Source organism: Candidatus Aminicenantes bacterium, from assembly GCA_026393855.1.
GTDB lineage: Bacteria > Acidobacteriota > Aminicenantia > Aminicenantales > UBA4085 > UBA4085.
In genome coordinates, this window is record JAPKZJ010000072.1 from 30901 (window position 1) to 44379 (window position 13479).

General features: G+C 65.0%; 12 protein-coding genes. 7 read left to right on the forward strand and 5 right to left on the reverse strand.

From position 1 onward, the window contains the following. Positions 1–47: 47 nt before the first annotated feature. Entirely contained in the window at positions 48–221 is a 174-nt protein-coding gene (locus tag NTZ26_08810; protein ID MCX6560603.1) for a hypothetical protein, read from the reverse strand. Between the two features lie 35 nt (positions 222–256). Next, positions 257–616 carry a hypothetical protein gene (locus NTZ26_08815; GenBank protein ID MCX6560604.1) on the reverse strand — a complete coding sequence of 120 codons (360 nt, stop codon included), beginning with the start codon at positions 614–616 and terminating at the stop codon, positions 257–259. Between the two features lie 240 nt (positions 617–856). On the opposite strand from NTZ26_08815, the gene NTZ26_08820 reads away from it, so the two are divergent. The 3 genes from NTZ26_08820 (at position 857) to NTZ26_08830 (ending at position 8247) form a co-directional block, all read left to right on the forward strand. Next, positions 857–2650, forward strand: coding sequence for an ABC transporter ATP-binding protein (locus NTZ26_08820; GenBank protein MCX6560605.1), 1794 nt, complete (start codon positions 857–859; stop codon positions 2648–2650). Next, positions 2647–4467: an ABC transporter ATP-binding protein gene (locus tag NTZ26_08825; GenBank protein MCX6560606.1), complete on the forward strand. Its 1821-nt coding sequence runs from the start codon at positions 2647–2649 to the stop codon at positions 4465–4467. Before NTZ26_08820 ends, NTZ26_08825 begins: the two co-directional genes overlap by 4 nt. Positions 4468–4530: 63 nt before the next feature. After that, positions 4531–8247 carry a glycosyl hydrolase gene (locus tag NTZ26_08830; protein ID MCX6560607.1) on the forward strand — a complete coding sequence of 1239 codons (3717 nt, stop codon included), beginning with the start codon at positions 4531–4533 and terminating at the stop codon, positions 8245–8247. A gap of 13 nt (positions 8248–8260) precedes the next feature. Here NTZ26_08830 and NTZ26_08835 read toward each other — a convergent pair whose 3' ends face one another. Continuing rightward, complete coding sequence (locus tag NTZ26_08835; protein MCX6560608.1) at positions 8261–9106, reverse strand: aminotransferase class IV; 846 nt, start codon at positions 9104–9106, stop codon at positions 8261–8263. Between the two features lie 11 nt (positions 9107–9117). Next, positions 9118–9687 (reverse strand): ribosome biogenesis GTP-binding protein YihA/YsxC, encoded by a 570-nt coding sequence (gene yihA / locus NTZ26_08840; protein MCX6560609.1) that lies wholly within the window; start codon positions 9685–9687, stop codon positions 9118–9120. Between the two features lie 131 nt (positions 9688–9818). On the opposite strand from yihA, the gene NTZ26_08845 reads away from it, so the two are divergent. Both NTZ26_08845 and NTZ26_08850 read left to right on the forward strand, forming a co-directional pair. Continuing rightward, complete coding sequence (locus tag NTZ26_08845) at positions 9819–10172, forward strand: GIY-YIG nuclease family protein (GenBank protein ID MCX6560610.1); 354 nt, start codon at positions 9819–9821, stop codon at positions 10170–10172. Then, positions 10169–11260 (forward strand): DUF3810 domain-containing protein, encoded by a 1092-nt coding sequence (locus tag NTZ26_08850; protein MCX6560611.1) that lies wholly within the window; start codon positions 10169–10171, stop codon positions 11258–11260. Before NTZ26_08845 ends, NTZ26_08850 begins: the two co-directional genes overlap by 4 nt. 12 nt (positions 11261–11272) lie before the next feature. Here NTZ26_08850 and NTZ26_08855 read toward each other — a convergent pair whose 3' ends face one another. Further along, positions 11273–11467 carry a hypothetical protein gene (locus NTZ26_08855; protein MCX6560612.1) on the reverse strand — a complete coding sequence of 65 codons (195 nt, stop codon included), beginning with the start codon at positions 11465–11467 and terminating at the stop codon, positions 11273–11275. Between the two features lie 117 nt (positions 11468–11584). Here NTZ26_08855 and NTZ26_08860 point away from each other — a divergent pair, with 117 nt between their 5' ends. Both NTZ26_08860 and NTZ26_08865 read left to right on the forward strand, forming a co-directional pair. Beyond that, a complete protein-coding gene (locus NTZ26_08860; GenBank protein MCX6560613.1) occupies positions 11585–12271 on the forward strand; it encodes a hypothetical protein in 687 nt (228 codons plus the stop codon). Beyond that, the gene (locus tag NTZ26_08865) at positions 12268–13383 is read left to right on the forward strand and encodes an AMIN domain-containing protein (GenBank protein MCX6560614.1); all 1116 of its coding nucleotides are present in this window, start codon (positions 12268–12270) and stop codon (positions 13381–13383) included. The genes NTZ26_08860 and NTZ26_08865 overlap by 4 nt, the downstream gene beginning before the upstream one ends. Positions 13384–13479: the final 96 nt, after the last annotated feature.

The following is a 13479-nucleotide window of genomic DNA, read 5'->3' on the forward strand; positions in this document are numbered from 1 at the left end:
ATCCTTTCCGTCCCCGCCAGCGCGGGAAGCCGATGATGGTCAATTATTCAAGACTTCTGAATCTGCGCTCCGCCGGCGGGCTTGTCCGTTGAGCCGGGCTCGCCCGGCCCGGGCGTTTCATTCGGCGCTTGGCCGTCGGTGAGCGATTCATCGAGTACCCGGCCCAATCTTTCCCGGAACGTCGTGAGCTCGCTGAACGGCTCCCATTTGACGATATTCATGGGCGCTTCTCCTTTTGGGATAGTTGAACGGCTGGTTAGAACGCCCGGACGGCGGAGCTTTTTCGACGCGACGGGGTCTCCAAGCTCGGCCGAAAACAGCCATGGGGGCATTCGGCGCAGAGATGATTGAATTCGGCTAAGCGCCGCCTGGGGAAGCCGGTCCCGGCCGCCTGCTGGATCTCCCGAACCTCCTCGTAACAGCGCTGAGGATGGAGCATGGTGGTCCGGCAGTGCAGGAATAGCGCGCCGGCTTCCTGCTGGCGGTCGGCCCAATACCACTTCTCGCAGTCGCCGCACTCCATGAGCCGAGAGCGGTTGTCCGCTCCCCGATAGACTGGATGAGCCCCCACCTGTTTGACGTTCCGGCTCCAGCAAAAAGGACATTCCTCGTTCATAGGTCCCTCCCTCGATGGATCATTCGAATAGCTTGCCACGCGTGGAGATTATTCAAGAAACATGCCAAGTCCCAACCTCAGGAGAATCCTCGTTTCCAGGCCGAAACCCGAAAAATCGGCCTCCGGAGCGGCTTCTGGGCCGGTTCTTGTTTTGCCAAGAAGGACGGAATCCTCAATTACAAGACAAAGGTTGAATAAGGGAACGGTCGGCGCTATATTGGCTGCCTTGGCCCCCGACCCATGAGCCCACTCTTCTCGCTCTTTTCGTTCGTTCGTCCCTATTGGAAACGGGCCGCGGTCGCTTTGGCGGGCCTGGCCGCGCTCGTCGTCATGGATTTGGCGATTCCCCGTCTCGTCCAGAAGATCATCGATCAAGGGATCGCCCGCCATGATTCCGGCGTCGTCCTCCGGACGGCCCTGCTGATGCTCGGCATATCGGCCGTGAGCGCGCTCGTCGCCATCCTCAACAACATCCTGTCGGTGCAGGTCGGCGAGGGGGTCGCCCGCGACTTGCGCTTGGCGCTTTTCCGGAAGATCCAGGGTTTCTCCTACGGCGACTTGGATCGGATGAGGACGGGCCGTCTCATGGTCCGCCTGACCAGCGACACGTCCGCGCTGCAGCGCTTGACCCAAGTCTCGCTGCGCATCGGAACGCGGGCCCCGCTGCTGATGGTCGGGAGCCTCATCCTGATGATCCGGACCAGCCCAAGCCTGGCGTTGACCATGCTGCCGCTTCTAGGCCTGACCTCGGCGATCCTGATTCTGTTCGCGCTGAAGATGGAGCCGTTGTTCCGGACCGTCCAGCAGAAGCTGGACCGGCTCAACGTCGTTCTGCAGGAGAACATCGCAGGCGCCCGCCTGGTCAAGGCCTTTGTCCGAGCCGGCTATGAAAGCGCCCGTTTCGGCGCGGCCAACGAAGCGGTGACCGGCCGTTCGATCAGGGCGCTGCGGTTCATGTCCATCCTGTCCCCGACCCTGACGGTTTGCGTCAACGCCGGCATGGTTCTGGTGATCGGCGTCGGCGGCCGCCAGGCCATCGCCGGCCGCATGTCCATCGGCCAGATCGTGGCCTTTACCAACTACCTGCTGACGACCATGACGCCGCTGATCATGATGACGATGCTGTCGAACGTCTGGGCCGCCGGCCTGGCTTCGGCCAAGCGCGTGCGGGAGGTTCTGGACGTCGTCCCGGAAGTCCGGGACGCCCCCGATGCAGCGGACGTGTCGAGGGAAGCCCCCACCGCCGTCGATTTCGAACATGTCGCGTTCCACTACCGGACCGGAAGCCAAGCCCCGGTCCTGGAGGATGTCGACCTGACCGTGTCGGCGGGGCGGACCGTGGCCATTCTGGGAGCGACCGGATCGGGCAAATCGAGCCTGGTCCAGCTTGTGCCCCGGTTCTATGACGTCACGGCGGGAAGCGTCCGCGTTGCCGGCGCAGACGTCCGGGGGCTGCGCCAGGCATCCCTGCTGGGGACTATCGGCATCGTTCCTCAAGACACGGTCCTTTTTTCCGGCACGGTCCGCGACAACATCCGTTACGGTCGCCCAGAGGCCGAGGATGCGGATGTCGTGGCCGCGGCCAAGACCGCCCAGGCCCACGATTTCATCCTGGCCATGCCCCAGGGCTACGACAGCCGCGTCGAGGCCCGGGGCGCCAATCTGTCGGGCGGGCAGAAGCAAAGGCTGGCCATGGCCCGGGCCCTTCTTCTCAAGCCCTGCATTCTGATCCTGGACGACAGCACCAGCGCCGTCGATATCGAAACGGAGACCCGGATCCAGGCGAGCCTGGCGGCGGACGACCCTTCGCGGATCGCGTTTGTCGTGGCCCAACGCATCAGCACCGTTCTCAATGCCGATCGGATCGTCGTTCTGGATAAGGGACGCGTCGTCGCCTCAGGACGCCACGCCGAGCTCATCCGGTCCTCCCCGATCTACCGGGAGATCTACGAATCCCAGCTGGGCGGGGAGGCGCTGCCCGACGGCTCCCCGGACCGGGGCGGAGGGGGACTGGACGGGAGGGTCCGTCCATGAGCCGCCCCGCCGGCCCCGGCGTGCGCGCCGTCCTGCAGACGCCCCGCCACGGCGCCGTCGGACGGATCGAGAAAGCCCGTCGGCCCCGACGGGCGTTGACCCGGCTGCTCTTCTACTTGGCGCCGTTCAAGCTGGTCCTCTCTCTCGTCCTGGTCCTGGTTTTGGCCTATACCGCCCTGGGCTTGGCCGGGCCTTATCTGACCGGCCTGGCCATCGATCGGTTCATCGCCCCCAAGCGCGCCGACGGCCTGACGACCATCGCCCTGGCCATGCTGGCGGTCTATATCCTGAACAATCTGTTCCAGGCTTGGGCCGGCTGGATCATGGCCGGTGTTTCGCAGAAATCCTTGCGGAATCTCCGGCAGGACCTCTTCCAACGCCTGCAGAGCCTGCCCCTGGCCTTTTTTGATCGCAGCCCGGCCGGCGAGCTGATGAGCCGCCTGACCAACGACATCGACGCCATCAATCAGGCCGTCTCCCAGAACATCACTTCGCTGCTGGCCAGCGTCCTGTCCATGGGCGGCATCTTGACGGTCATGTTCATCCTGAACGCCGGCCTGGCGCTCGCCTCGCTCCTGGTCGTGCCGATCATGGCCTGGTTCGCCCAGTTCGTGGCCCGCTACACCCGCAAGGGGTTCCGCGAGCTGCAGAAGGTTTTGGGCGATCTCAACGGCTTGGCGGAAGAATCGATCAGCGGGCTCAAGGTCATCAGCGCCTTTCGACGCCAAGACTCTGTCCGGGCCGAATTCGAGACGCGCAATCAGGCCGTTTATAAAGCCGGAGTCGCGGCCAATTCCTACGCTCTTCTGCTGATGCCGCTGACGAACGTGCTGGGCAATTTTTTCGTCATCGTCCTGGCCGGCTTGGGCGGCGGACTGGCCTTGCGCGGGCTGGTCTCCGTCGGGATCATCGCGACCTTCATCGCCTACGGGCAGAATTTCATCAATCCCCTGCGCCAGCTGGCCAACATGTACAATTCCATCCAGGCGGCCCTGGCCGGGGCCGAGCGCGTCTTCGAGATCATCGACTCCCCGCCGGAGCCGGATGCGGCCGCGAACTCCGCTCCTCCGGCGGAGACGCGGGGACATGTCCGCTTCGAGCACGTGGATTTTTCCTACCGGCCCGGCGCGCCCGTCATCCGGGACATGTCGTTGGAGGCCCTTCCCGGGCAGACCATCGCCTTGGTCGGCCCGACGGGCGCCGGCAAGACGACGATCATCAATCTGCTGACCCGGTTCTATGAGATTGACCGGGGCCGGGTGACCATCGACGGCCGGGACATCCGCGAGATGCCCAAGGCGGACTTGCGACGCCTGTTGGGGCTGGTCCTGCAGGACACCTTCCTGTTCGCCGATACGGTCATGGAAAACATCCGCTACGGCCGGCGCGGGGCGACGGACGAGGAGTGCATCCGGGCGGCTCGGACGGCCGAGGCGGATCACTTCATCCTCCGGCTGCCGCAAGGCTATCAAACTGATTTATCCGAGCGGGCCGGCAACATCAGCCAGGGCCAGCGCCAGCTCCTGGCCATCGCCCGGGCCATCCTGGCCGATCCGGCCATCCTGATCCTCGACGAAGCCACCAGCAGCGTCGACACCCGCACCGAGGCCCGGATCCAGAAAGCCCTGCTGACGCTGATGCGGGGCCGGACGAGCTTCGTCATCGCCCATCGCCTGAGTACCATTCGCGACGCGGACAAGGTCGTGGTCATCGACCAAGGCGCTGTCGTCGAGGAGGGGACGCACGACGAGCTGCTGGCCCGCAAAGGGTTCTACGAGCATCTTTACCGCAGCCAATTCAAAGGGCTGGCGATCTGAAGCCCGGGAGGCAAGACACGGGGTGTCCATTTCCTCCCATCTTTCGGGTATGATAGTCGGAGAATGAATCCTCTCCGTGTTCTTGCCGCGGCCCTCGCGGCGATGGCGCTGGCCACCGGCGCTCCGGCGGGCTGCCAGAGCCCGACCGGGTTCGCGAATCCGGAGAATATCCCTCCCTTTCCCGCCCACGCCATCGGCGTCCCCTCGCGGGCGCCGGATTTCGACGCCTGGCCCGGCTTCCAATCGCCCCCTTCCGGATATGGGGAAGTGGCCTTCTTCTGGTGGCAGGGGGACCCGCTGACCAAGGAGCGCCTGACCTGGCAGCTCGATCAGCTTACTGGCAAAGGCATCACCGGCCTCCAGATCAATTATGCCCACACGGATAAAGGCGGCGTGTCCTACGGACTGTCGATGCGGAGCGATCCGCCGATCTTTTCGCCCCCCTGGTGGGATCTCGTCCAATGGTTCGCCGCCGAGGCCCAAAAACGGGGCCTATCGATCAGCCTGAGCGACTATACCCTCGGCCTGGGGCAGGGGAAGGCCATGGACGAGGCGGCCGCTGCCGTCCCCGGCTTGGTCGGGTCCGAGCTCCGCCTGGAAACGAAAGCTGTGGCCGGCGGCGAGGCGCTGGATTGGGCGCCTCCGGCCGGCTGGATTTCCCTGACCGCGCTTCGGGAAGGGGAAGTGGGGCGCGTCTCGGAGCCGATGGTGGATTTGCGCGACCATGTCCGGGACGGCCGACTGCTCTGGCGGGTGCCCGAAGGCCGCTGGAGCGTCATCGCCGTCTTTCCGCAGAAGGTGAACCCTTCGCTCGATCCGACCCATCCGGACTCGGGCCGGGCCTATATCGAGCATTTCTTCGCGCCTTTTGAGCGGCACCTGCCGGGCCAGGGCGGGAAGGCGCTGAATTTCTTCTTCTCGGACGAGCTCGAATTCCGGCTTCCGGGGCTCATCTGGAGCGAGCGGCTGGCGGACGCGTTTCGGGCCCGCAAGGGCTACGACCTCCGGTCCCTGCTGGCCGGGCTGTTCGTCGACATCGGGCCGCACACGCCCAAGATCCGGATGGATTACAACGACGTCCGGGTGGCCTTGAGTGAGGAAAATTTTTTTCGTCCGGTCTTCGAATGGCATCAGAAGCGGGGCATGATCTACGGCTGCGACCACGGCGGCCGGGGACTGGACGTCACCGAGTTCGGCGACTATTTCCGCACCCAGCGCTGGAACCAGGGGCCGGGCTGCGACCAGCCGACCCTGGATAAGAATTTAATCAAGGCCAAGGTCGCCTCTTCGATCGCCCATCTCTATGACCGGCCGCGGGTTTGGCTGGAAGGCTATCACAGCAGCGGCTGGGGCACGACCTCGGCCGCGATCGCCGACGCGACCTTTGCCGATTTCCTGATGGGTCACAATCTCCTGTCCTTCCACGGCCTGTATTACTCCACTCACGGCGGCTGGTGGGAATGGGCCCCGCCCGACAACCACTGGCGGATGCCTTACTGGGGCCATCTGGACGGCTTTATGACCGCCATCCGCCGATTGAGCTTCCTCTTCTCGCAAGGCCGGCACGTCTGCGATGTCGCGATCATGTACCCCGTCGCCCCGGCCGAAGCCGGAATAGACGGAGCCCGTGCCGTCGAGACGGCCTTTGCCATAGGACGGAAGCTCTACGGCGAGGGCATCGATTTCGACTTCATCGATTTTGAGTCGCTGAAACGGGCCCGGATCGACCGGCGGGCCTTGAGCGTTTCGGGCGAGCGATACCGCGTCCTCCTTCTGCCGGCGATGCGAGCCATCCGTTTCGCCGCCCTGCGGAAGGCGGCGGAGTTCGCCGCAGCCGGCGGGACTGTGATCGCCGTTGGGAGCCTGCCCGAAGCCAGCGAACGAGCCGGCCGGGACGACCCCGTCCTGAACAAGATCGTGCTGAAGACTTTCGGACTCGAGGCCGGGCCAGCGGCTGCCTTGAAGAGCCCGTTCGTCCGGCTGGGCGAAACGGGTGGGCTGACCGCTGTGGCGCCCGGTCCCGAGGATGCCGTCGGCGTCATCCAAAAGACAAACGCACCGGACTTGGCTTTCGAGACGGGGGGAAAGACGCCCGTTTATTTCCTCCACCGGCGCATCGGGCCGCGCGATGTCTATGGACTTTATGGGCTTCCCCAAGGCGCCTCTGTCCGATTCCGGGCTTCCGGCCGGGTCGAGCGTTGGGATCCGTGGACGGGCCGGGCCAGCCCGCTCGCGGTCCAGGAACAGGCGGACGGGCATACGCGCCTCCGCCTGCCTCTGTCCGCGGAGGAAGTCCAGCTGATCGTCTTTAGCCCCGGCCGTGCAGAAATCGAAAAAGCCGTCGCCGCGGCGGAGTCCGAGATCATCGAGATCGGCGGCCCCTGGACGAGCGAGCTTCGGCCGACGCTGGACAATCGGTGGGGCGATTTCCGCTGGCCGCCGAGCCCCGGATTCATCGGGGCCGAAGTCCGGCGCTTCCGCTATGCCTTCGAGGACCGGCCGGGGGCGGGCCCGACGGCGCCCGCTGCCGACTCGCCGTTCTGGCGGCCGCAGACGGCTTCCTTCGGACAGCGATTTTGGCGGCTCGGGCCCGTTCCCGACGGCGTCGATACGGGCGAGCTGGAAAAGCGGCTGCTCGAACAAGGCCGGCCGAATCCTTCCCGGCCGGTCCCGGCAGGCGGCGACAGGCTCGTCTGGGCCCCCTACGATTTTTCCTGGCGCGAGGGTGTTGAGGGCGATCCTGGCCACCAGGGATATCACGGCTTGAAAGAAGAAATGCCCGACGATTTCATCCGCTTGGGAAAGCCCAGGCTGGAATCGACGACCATCGTTCGCGAAAAAGAGGCGGCCGGATCGCGTTATTACCTGTGGACGGCCATCGCGGCGGCCCGCATGTCCGCCGGACGGCTCGTCGCCGGCGGGATGAAACCGGCGGCGGTCTGGGTCGGCGGGCGCCTGATCGTGAATTTCGACTCGCCCTTCGAGCTTGAGGCCGGCGCGACTCCCGTATTGCTACGCTATGATCAACCGGGAACCGGCTGGCTTCTCGCCGTCGAGCCGGATTTCCATATGCCCGAACCCATCCCCGGCTCGCTGGCCATGAGATGGGAAGGCGCCCAGGGCGTATTTCCGTTCGATGTGCGGCCCGACGATCCGCATCCCGCCGGCTGGTATCGGTTCAAGGCCGCTCCCGGCCTGAAGGCCATGATCGTGACCGCTATCGGCGAAGTCGAGGCCTGGGCGGAGGGAGCGCCGCTGGCGTCCGCCGAAGCGGCGGGCGGCGCGCGCGGGGCCCGTCGGCTCCGTTTCGCGCTTCCCGGGATCATCCGCGGCGAAGCCGATATCGTCCTGCGCATCCGCCACGAACGCGGCGTCTACGGTGGAGCGGCCTTGCCGGAGCCTGTCGAACTCGAGTGCGGCGAGGGCGAGCTTGCGGCCGGGGATTGGTCCCGATACGAGGGACTGGAGAGCTATTCCGGAGGGATGCTATATAAAAAAGAAGTCTCCGGGCTCAACCCGCCGGACGGCGGGCGCGTGACGCTCGATCTGGGCGGAGTCTCGTCGTCGGCCGAAGTCATCGTCAACGGGAAATCGTGCGGCATCCGGGTCGCGCCGCCCTGGCGCTGGGATATCGGCGAACGGATTCGGAAAGGTTCGAATTCCATCACGATCCTCGTCTGCAATACCCTGGCCAACCACTACCTGACCATCCCAACCCGGTATCGAGGGAGCCCCGTATCCGGACTGCTGGGGCCGGTGCGTTTGTTCGTTGAAAAATAAAAGCCGACGGTGGCTACGCGGGCTGCCGGGTCAGTTCCTGCAGGTCTTTTTGAAGCCGCATCGTGATCGCGCCGGGCCGGCCCGTACGGAAAGGGCGGCCGTGAATCCGCACGACGGGGGTGACCTCCGTCGTGGTCCCGACGATCATCAGCTCTTCGGCGCGATCCAGATCCGACTCGAAGAGAGGCGCTTCCCGGCAGGGGATGCCTGTCTTGCGACAAATCTCAAGGACGGCCATCCGGGTGATCCCGCCCAGGATATAGTTTGTTTTCGGAGGCGTGACGACGACGCCGTCGTAAACCGCGAAAAGATTCGTGTGCGTCCCCTCCAGGAGCGCTCCGTCGCGGACGAAGACGGCTTCCGCGGCCTGTTGCTCATGAGCCGCCTGGTTGGCCAGGACATTGGCGGTCAGGCCCACGGTTTTGACGTCGCAGCGGGCCCAGCGCTGGTCGGAGACCAGGATCACGTTGACCCCGTCGGCCAGGTCGTCGACATGGGGGAAAAACGGCTTGACGGCCGCATAGACGGTCAAGGCCGTTTCCGGGGGAGGAAAACGATGGGTCCGGGTCGCGGTCCCGCGGGTCACCTGGATATAGACAGTGGCCTCGCCCTCGGCCAGCCGGTTTTCCTCGATCAGGTTGGCGGTGATATCGGCTAAGTCGTTAAAGTCGGTCGTCTTCAGGCGGAGGGCCCGGGCTCCGTTATTCAGGCGCTCGAGATGATCCGCGGATCGGAACAGCCGGCCCCGGTAGCTGCGAATGACTTCGTACAGGCCGTCGGCGAACAAAAAACCCCGGTCGTCCGGCGAGACCGTGATCTGTTCTTGCGGCAGGTAGCGCCCGTTCCAATAGGCGAGCATCGGCCTCCCCTCTATCCGAAGATCTCGGCGGCCAGCTCTTTCTGACCGATCCCCTTGTCCGAGGAATAGGGGATGACCTTGTGGCCTCCGAACAGGCCCCGGAGCTCCCGCAGGCGAGCCTCGGTCCTGGCTTTCTTGATTTTATCGACCTTGTTGGCGACTATGACGAGGGTCTTCCCCGTTGCCTCCAGGGATCGCAGCATCTCGAAATCGTTTTCCGTCGGACCGACCTCGGCGTCGATGATGAGGACGACGCACTTGGGCCGGTAGGGGGATTGGAACAGGTACCAGTCGATCAGGCGGTGCAGCTCGCGCTTCCGCTCCAGCGAATGCTTGGAATACCCGTAGCCCGGCAGGTCGAGGAGGTAGAAGCGGCCCTCGATCAGGAAAAGATTGATCTCCTGCGTCCGGCCGGGAAACGAGCTGGTCCGGGCCAGGCCTTTCTGGCCGGTCAGGGAATTGATGACGCTGGATTTTCCGACGTTGGAGCGGCCGATAAAGGCGATCTGGGGCTTGCCGTCCTCCAGGACGGAATCGGGCTTGACGATGCCCTTGAGAAAGCGCGCCGAAAGGATCTTCACTCGGACATCATAACAGAAACGGGGCCCGGGACGCGATTGACTTCGCTCCTCGGGCCGTCGTATCCTCGGCCCGTGACGACGCCGACAGCTGAAGAATCATGAAACCGATCTACCGACGCATGCTGCGCGGGATGAAAGCCAAGGCGGAGGGGTCCGTCTCGGAGTCGGCGGCCGTGTGGCACCTCTACATCCTGTGCTGCGGCGATGGGTCGTTTTACACGGGCGTGACCACGGATATCGAACGCCGCTTTCGCGAGCATCAAGAAGGGACGGCCTCCCGATATACCCGGACCCATCGCCCCGTCGGGCTTGTCCATCGGGAGGAGTGCGGCACCCGGTCGCAAGCCCTGTCGCGGGAGTGCGCCGTCAAGACTTTGAGCCGCGAGAAGAAGGAGGCGCTTGTCGCGGGCGGCGCAAAGCCGAAAGCCGCCGGAGCCGGGAAAACCCTCAAAACGAAGAAGGCCGCGCCGAAGCGCAAACGATGAAAGCCCGTCGGGCCTGGCTCTGGATGTCCCTGGGTGCGGCGGCCTTCGGCCTCCAGCTTGGGCTGGGTCGGGAATCCGTCCTGGTGGAGCGGGTCTTCTCCCGAGGTCTTTTCGTCGCCTTCCGCTGGGTCTGGGACTACACCCTGGGGCTCTCGCCCGTTCCGCTGCTTGACGTCTTTCTCGCGGCGGTCGCGATCGGACTCGGCCGGTGGATCGTCCGGCGTCTCCGGGGCGCGGCCCGGGCCTCCGACGCTCTGCGGAAGAAACCGGTTCGGCGGTTCCTATTCGCGGCGCTGGCCTGGGCCGGGAAGCTCGTCTTCTTTTTCTATATCCTCTGGGGCTTCAATTACAACCGCGTCGGAGTGGCTCGACAGATGGGCCTCGAAACAACGCCTTTGAGCGCGGTCGAGCTGGCGGCCGAGGCGGGTTGGGCCGGCCGGCAGGCGTCCGAAGCCCGGGCTTCGATCCCCGGCGCAACGGCCGCGATCTTGAGTGACGCGAGTCTTCCCGGCCGTTTGGAGTCTTCCCTGCGCGGCGACTTGGCGGCGGTCCTGAAGCGGGCCGGCTATCCCGCCCCCGGCCGCGTCCGGGTAAGGACTTTCTTCCCGGGCGGCTGGATGATGCGCTTTTCCAGCACCGGCATCTATATCCCGTTCTTCGGGGAGGGGTATACGGCGGGCAACCTCCTGGCCTACGAAAAGCCTTTCACGATGGCCCACGAAATGGCCCACGGCTTCGGGATCACGAACGAGGGGGAAGCCAACTTCCTGGCCTTTCTGGCCTGCCGGGCCTCGGGCTGGCCGATCGTAAGATACTCCGGATACGCCGGCTATTGGGAATATGCGGCCGGAGAGCTGGCCCGCGCGTCCAGGGATGATTTTCGGGTGCTTTGGGCGGCGCTGCCCGAGGGGATGCAAGGCGATCTCCGGGCGGCCCAGGCGAACGCGGCCCGATACCGCGGCGCCCTGGAGCGAGTGAGCAGCCGAGTGTACGCGCAATATCTCAAATCCCAAGGCATCGCCGAAGGGCTGATGAGCTATTCGCGCTTCGTCGGCCTGGTCGCGGCCTGGAAGAAGAAAAGCGGCTGACCGGCGGCGGCCCTAGCCCGTTGCGATCCCGCCATTGGCCGGGTTCGGGATCGGAGCCCAGTCCGGGCAGGCGAACTTGTAGTTCTCCATCCGGGTCATGATGCTGTATTTCAGGCATCGCCCGACGAAGGGCTGGGTCTCCTCGAACCAGCGGCAGGCGCCGCAGAACTTCTTCGGCTTTCGATTGGTCGCAGGTTTCAATTCCAACCCCCCTTCTGCAAATTTAATTTTACGAAGACCCGATCGGGCTGTCAAGCCGCGTTTTTTGTTTCGCCGTCGAAACTGCTATAGTGGAGGCGCCCCGAACGGGGCCGGAGTATCGACATGCCCCTTCTCAACGACATCCCCGCGCTCGTCGACGAAAAAGCCTTCCGGCGCGCCCTGCGCGTACCCGAGGCCGGCGACGAGGCGTCGGGGGCGGCGGAAATTCTCGCGGCGGCCGTCCCCTTGCTCAAGCCGCGGGCCTATTTTCGGGACGCCTTCGTCGACGGCCGCGACGACGGCGGCGTCGTCATCGGCGGATGCGCCTTTCGCAGCCGGGTTTTGCGCGCGCAGCTGGATTCGATCGAGAGAGTCTTCCCCTTCGTCATCACGGTCGGCGGCGAGCTGGAGGCGGCGGCCTCGCTCCAGGATGATCTCCTTCGCCAGTACGCCTTCGAGATGATCGCGGATTTGGCTCTCGATGCGGCCGGGGCCAAGCTCGAGGCGCACATCCGCCGCGTCTTCGAGACCGGGCCGCTGTCGGCCATGAGTCCCGGCTCCCTGGAGGACTGGCCGCTCGAGGAACAGCGTCCGCTTTTCGCCTTGCTCGGCGAAGCCGAAGCCAAGCTGGGCGTGCGGCTGAACGACAGCCTCCTGATGGTGCCGCGCAAATCGGTCTCGGGGATCTTCTTCGCTTCCGAGGAGTCGTTCACCTCCTGCCGGCTCTGCCCGCGGGAGCGCTGTCAAGGGCGCCGTCAGCCGTTCGATGCCGCCAAGCGCCTGGCCTTCGGCCTGGAGGACAAGGCATGACCCGGGCCCGGCTTGGCTTGGGGACGCGGGCGGCCCTCCTTCTTGGTGCGGTCGCGTCCATAGCCGGGATGATTTCCGCCGCGGGCTTCGGCCAGGCCGGAATCGTCGAAAGCATCACTTTTTCGAGCTCCGCCGCCGGCCTCGAAATCAAGGTTCAGGCCAAGGGTTTTTCGGACGCGTATCTGTTCACCATCGAAGGGCCGAACCGGATCATTCTGGACGTCTATGGCGCCGCTAAAACGACGGCGGCTCCGGCCACCGCGGTCAACGCGGGCGGGGTCAGCCGGATCCGATCGTCCCAATACGAGGCCGGCGTCGTCCGGATCGTCTTCGATGTCGCTTCGCCCTGGCCGACCTATTCCATGCGGCGGGCGGCCGACGGCTTCATCTTCCTCTTCCCGGCCGATCTGGCTGGGCCGCCGGCGCCCGACATCACGGCGCCTGTCGTTAAGCCGGCCGAGAAAAAACCGGAAGCCGTCATCGTTCCGGCGCCGATCCCGGGGCCGGAGAAGAAGCTGGAATCCCCGGCCCCCGCCCCGATCTCGAAAGCGGCTCCACCCGAGGCCGCGACCACGAAGCCGAAGGCTGTCGAAAATGCGGCGCGGCCGGAAATATCCCGGGCCGGCATTCCGATCCGTTTTCAGGCGACGGCCGGGCTGGTGTCGCTTCGGGATTCGCTGCTTGCCGCGCGCTTCGGAAACGGCCCGGGGGTTGGCGCGGAAGTTGGTCTGGGCCTTTGGCCGTTCGCGGAAGTCTGGATTCTCTTCGATCATTTCGGCGCGACGGCCCCGGATGAGATCACCGGCCAGGATCGCACCATCCGCGTCAGCGTCCCCGCGGCCGGCTTGAAATTCCGGCTGGCCCAAGGGTTCTTAAGCCCCTATGTCGCCGCTGGAGCGGGATACTTTCTTTATTCGGAAAGATCGGGTTCGCTCGAAACGAAAGCCCGGGGCTTGGGCTTTCTGGCTTCGGCGGGATTCACCCTTCAGCTCGGGCGCCACATCCTGATCGACGCTTTTGCCCGCTATGCCCGCTGTCCGCTCAATCCCGCGGGGCGGGAGTTTGACGCCGGCGGATTCCGCCTGGGCGGCGGCCTGGGCTGGCGGTTTTAACGAGCGAAGTGATTTGGTTTCTTATAATTGGCTTTCTCCCATTCTGCGTCGGGCCGTGAATCGGCTCGGTGTTTGGCCAACGGCGAAACCGCGCGG

Bases quoted from the DNA above. Each gene is read 5' to 3' on its own strand.
- NTZ26_08810 (MCX6560603.1), bottom strand. From the start codon at position 221: ATGAATATCGTCAAATGGGAGCCGTTCAGCGAGCTCACGACGTTCCGG.
- NTZ26_08815 (MCX6560604.1), bottom strand. From the start codon at position 616: ATGAACGAGGAATGTCCTTTTTGCTGGAGCCGGAACGTCAAACAGGTG.
- NTZ26_08820 (MCX6560605.1), top strand. From the start codon at position 857: ATGAGCCCACTCTTCTCGCTCTTTTCGTTCGTTCGTCCCTATTGGAAA.
- NTZ26_08825 (MCX6560606.1), top strand. From the start codon at position 2,647: ATGAGCCGCCCCGCCGGCCCCGGCGTGCGCGCCGTCCTGCAGACGCCC.
- NTZ26_08830 (MCX6560607.1), top strand. From the start codon at position 4,531: ATGAATCCTCTCCGTGTTCTTGCCGCGGCCCTCGCGGCGATGGCGCTG.
- NTZ26_08835 (MCX6560608.1), bottom strand. From the start codon at position 9,106: ATGCTCGCCTATTGGAACGGGCGCTACCTGCCGCAAGAACAGATCACG.
- NTZ26_08845 (MCX6560610.1), top strand. From the start codon at position 9,819: ATGAAAGCCAAGGCGGAGGGGTCCGTCTCGGAGTCGGCGGCCGTGTGG.
- NTZ26_08850 (MCX6560611.1), top strand. From the start codon at position 10,169: ATGAAAGCCCGTCGGGCCTGGCTCTGGATGTCCCTGGGTGCGGCGGCC.
- NTZ26_08860 (MCX6560613.1), top strand. From the start codon at position 11,585: ATGCCCCTTCTCAACGACATCCCCGCGCTCGTCGACGAAAAAGCCTTC.
- NTZ26_08865 (MCX6560614.1), top strand. From the start codon at position 12,268: ATGACCCGGGCCCGGCTTGGCTTGGGGACGCGGGCGGCCCTCCTTCTT.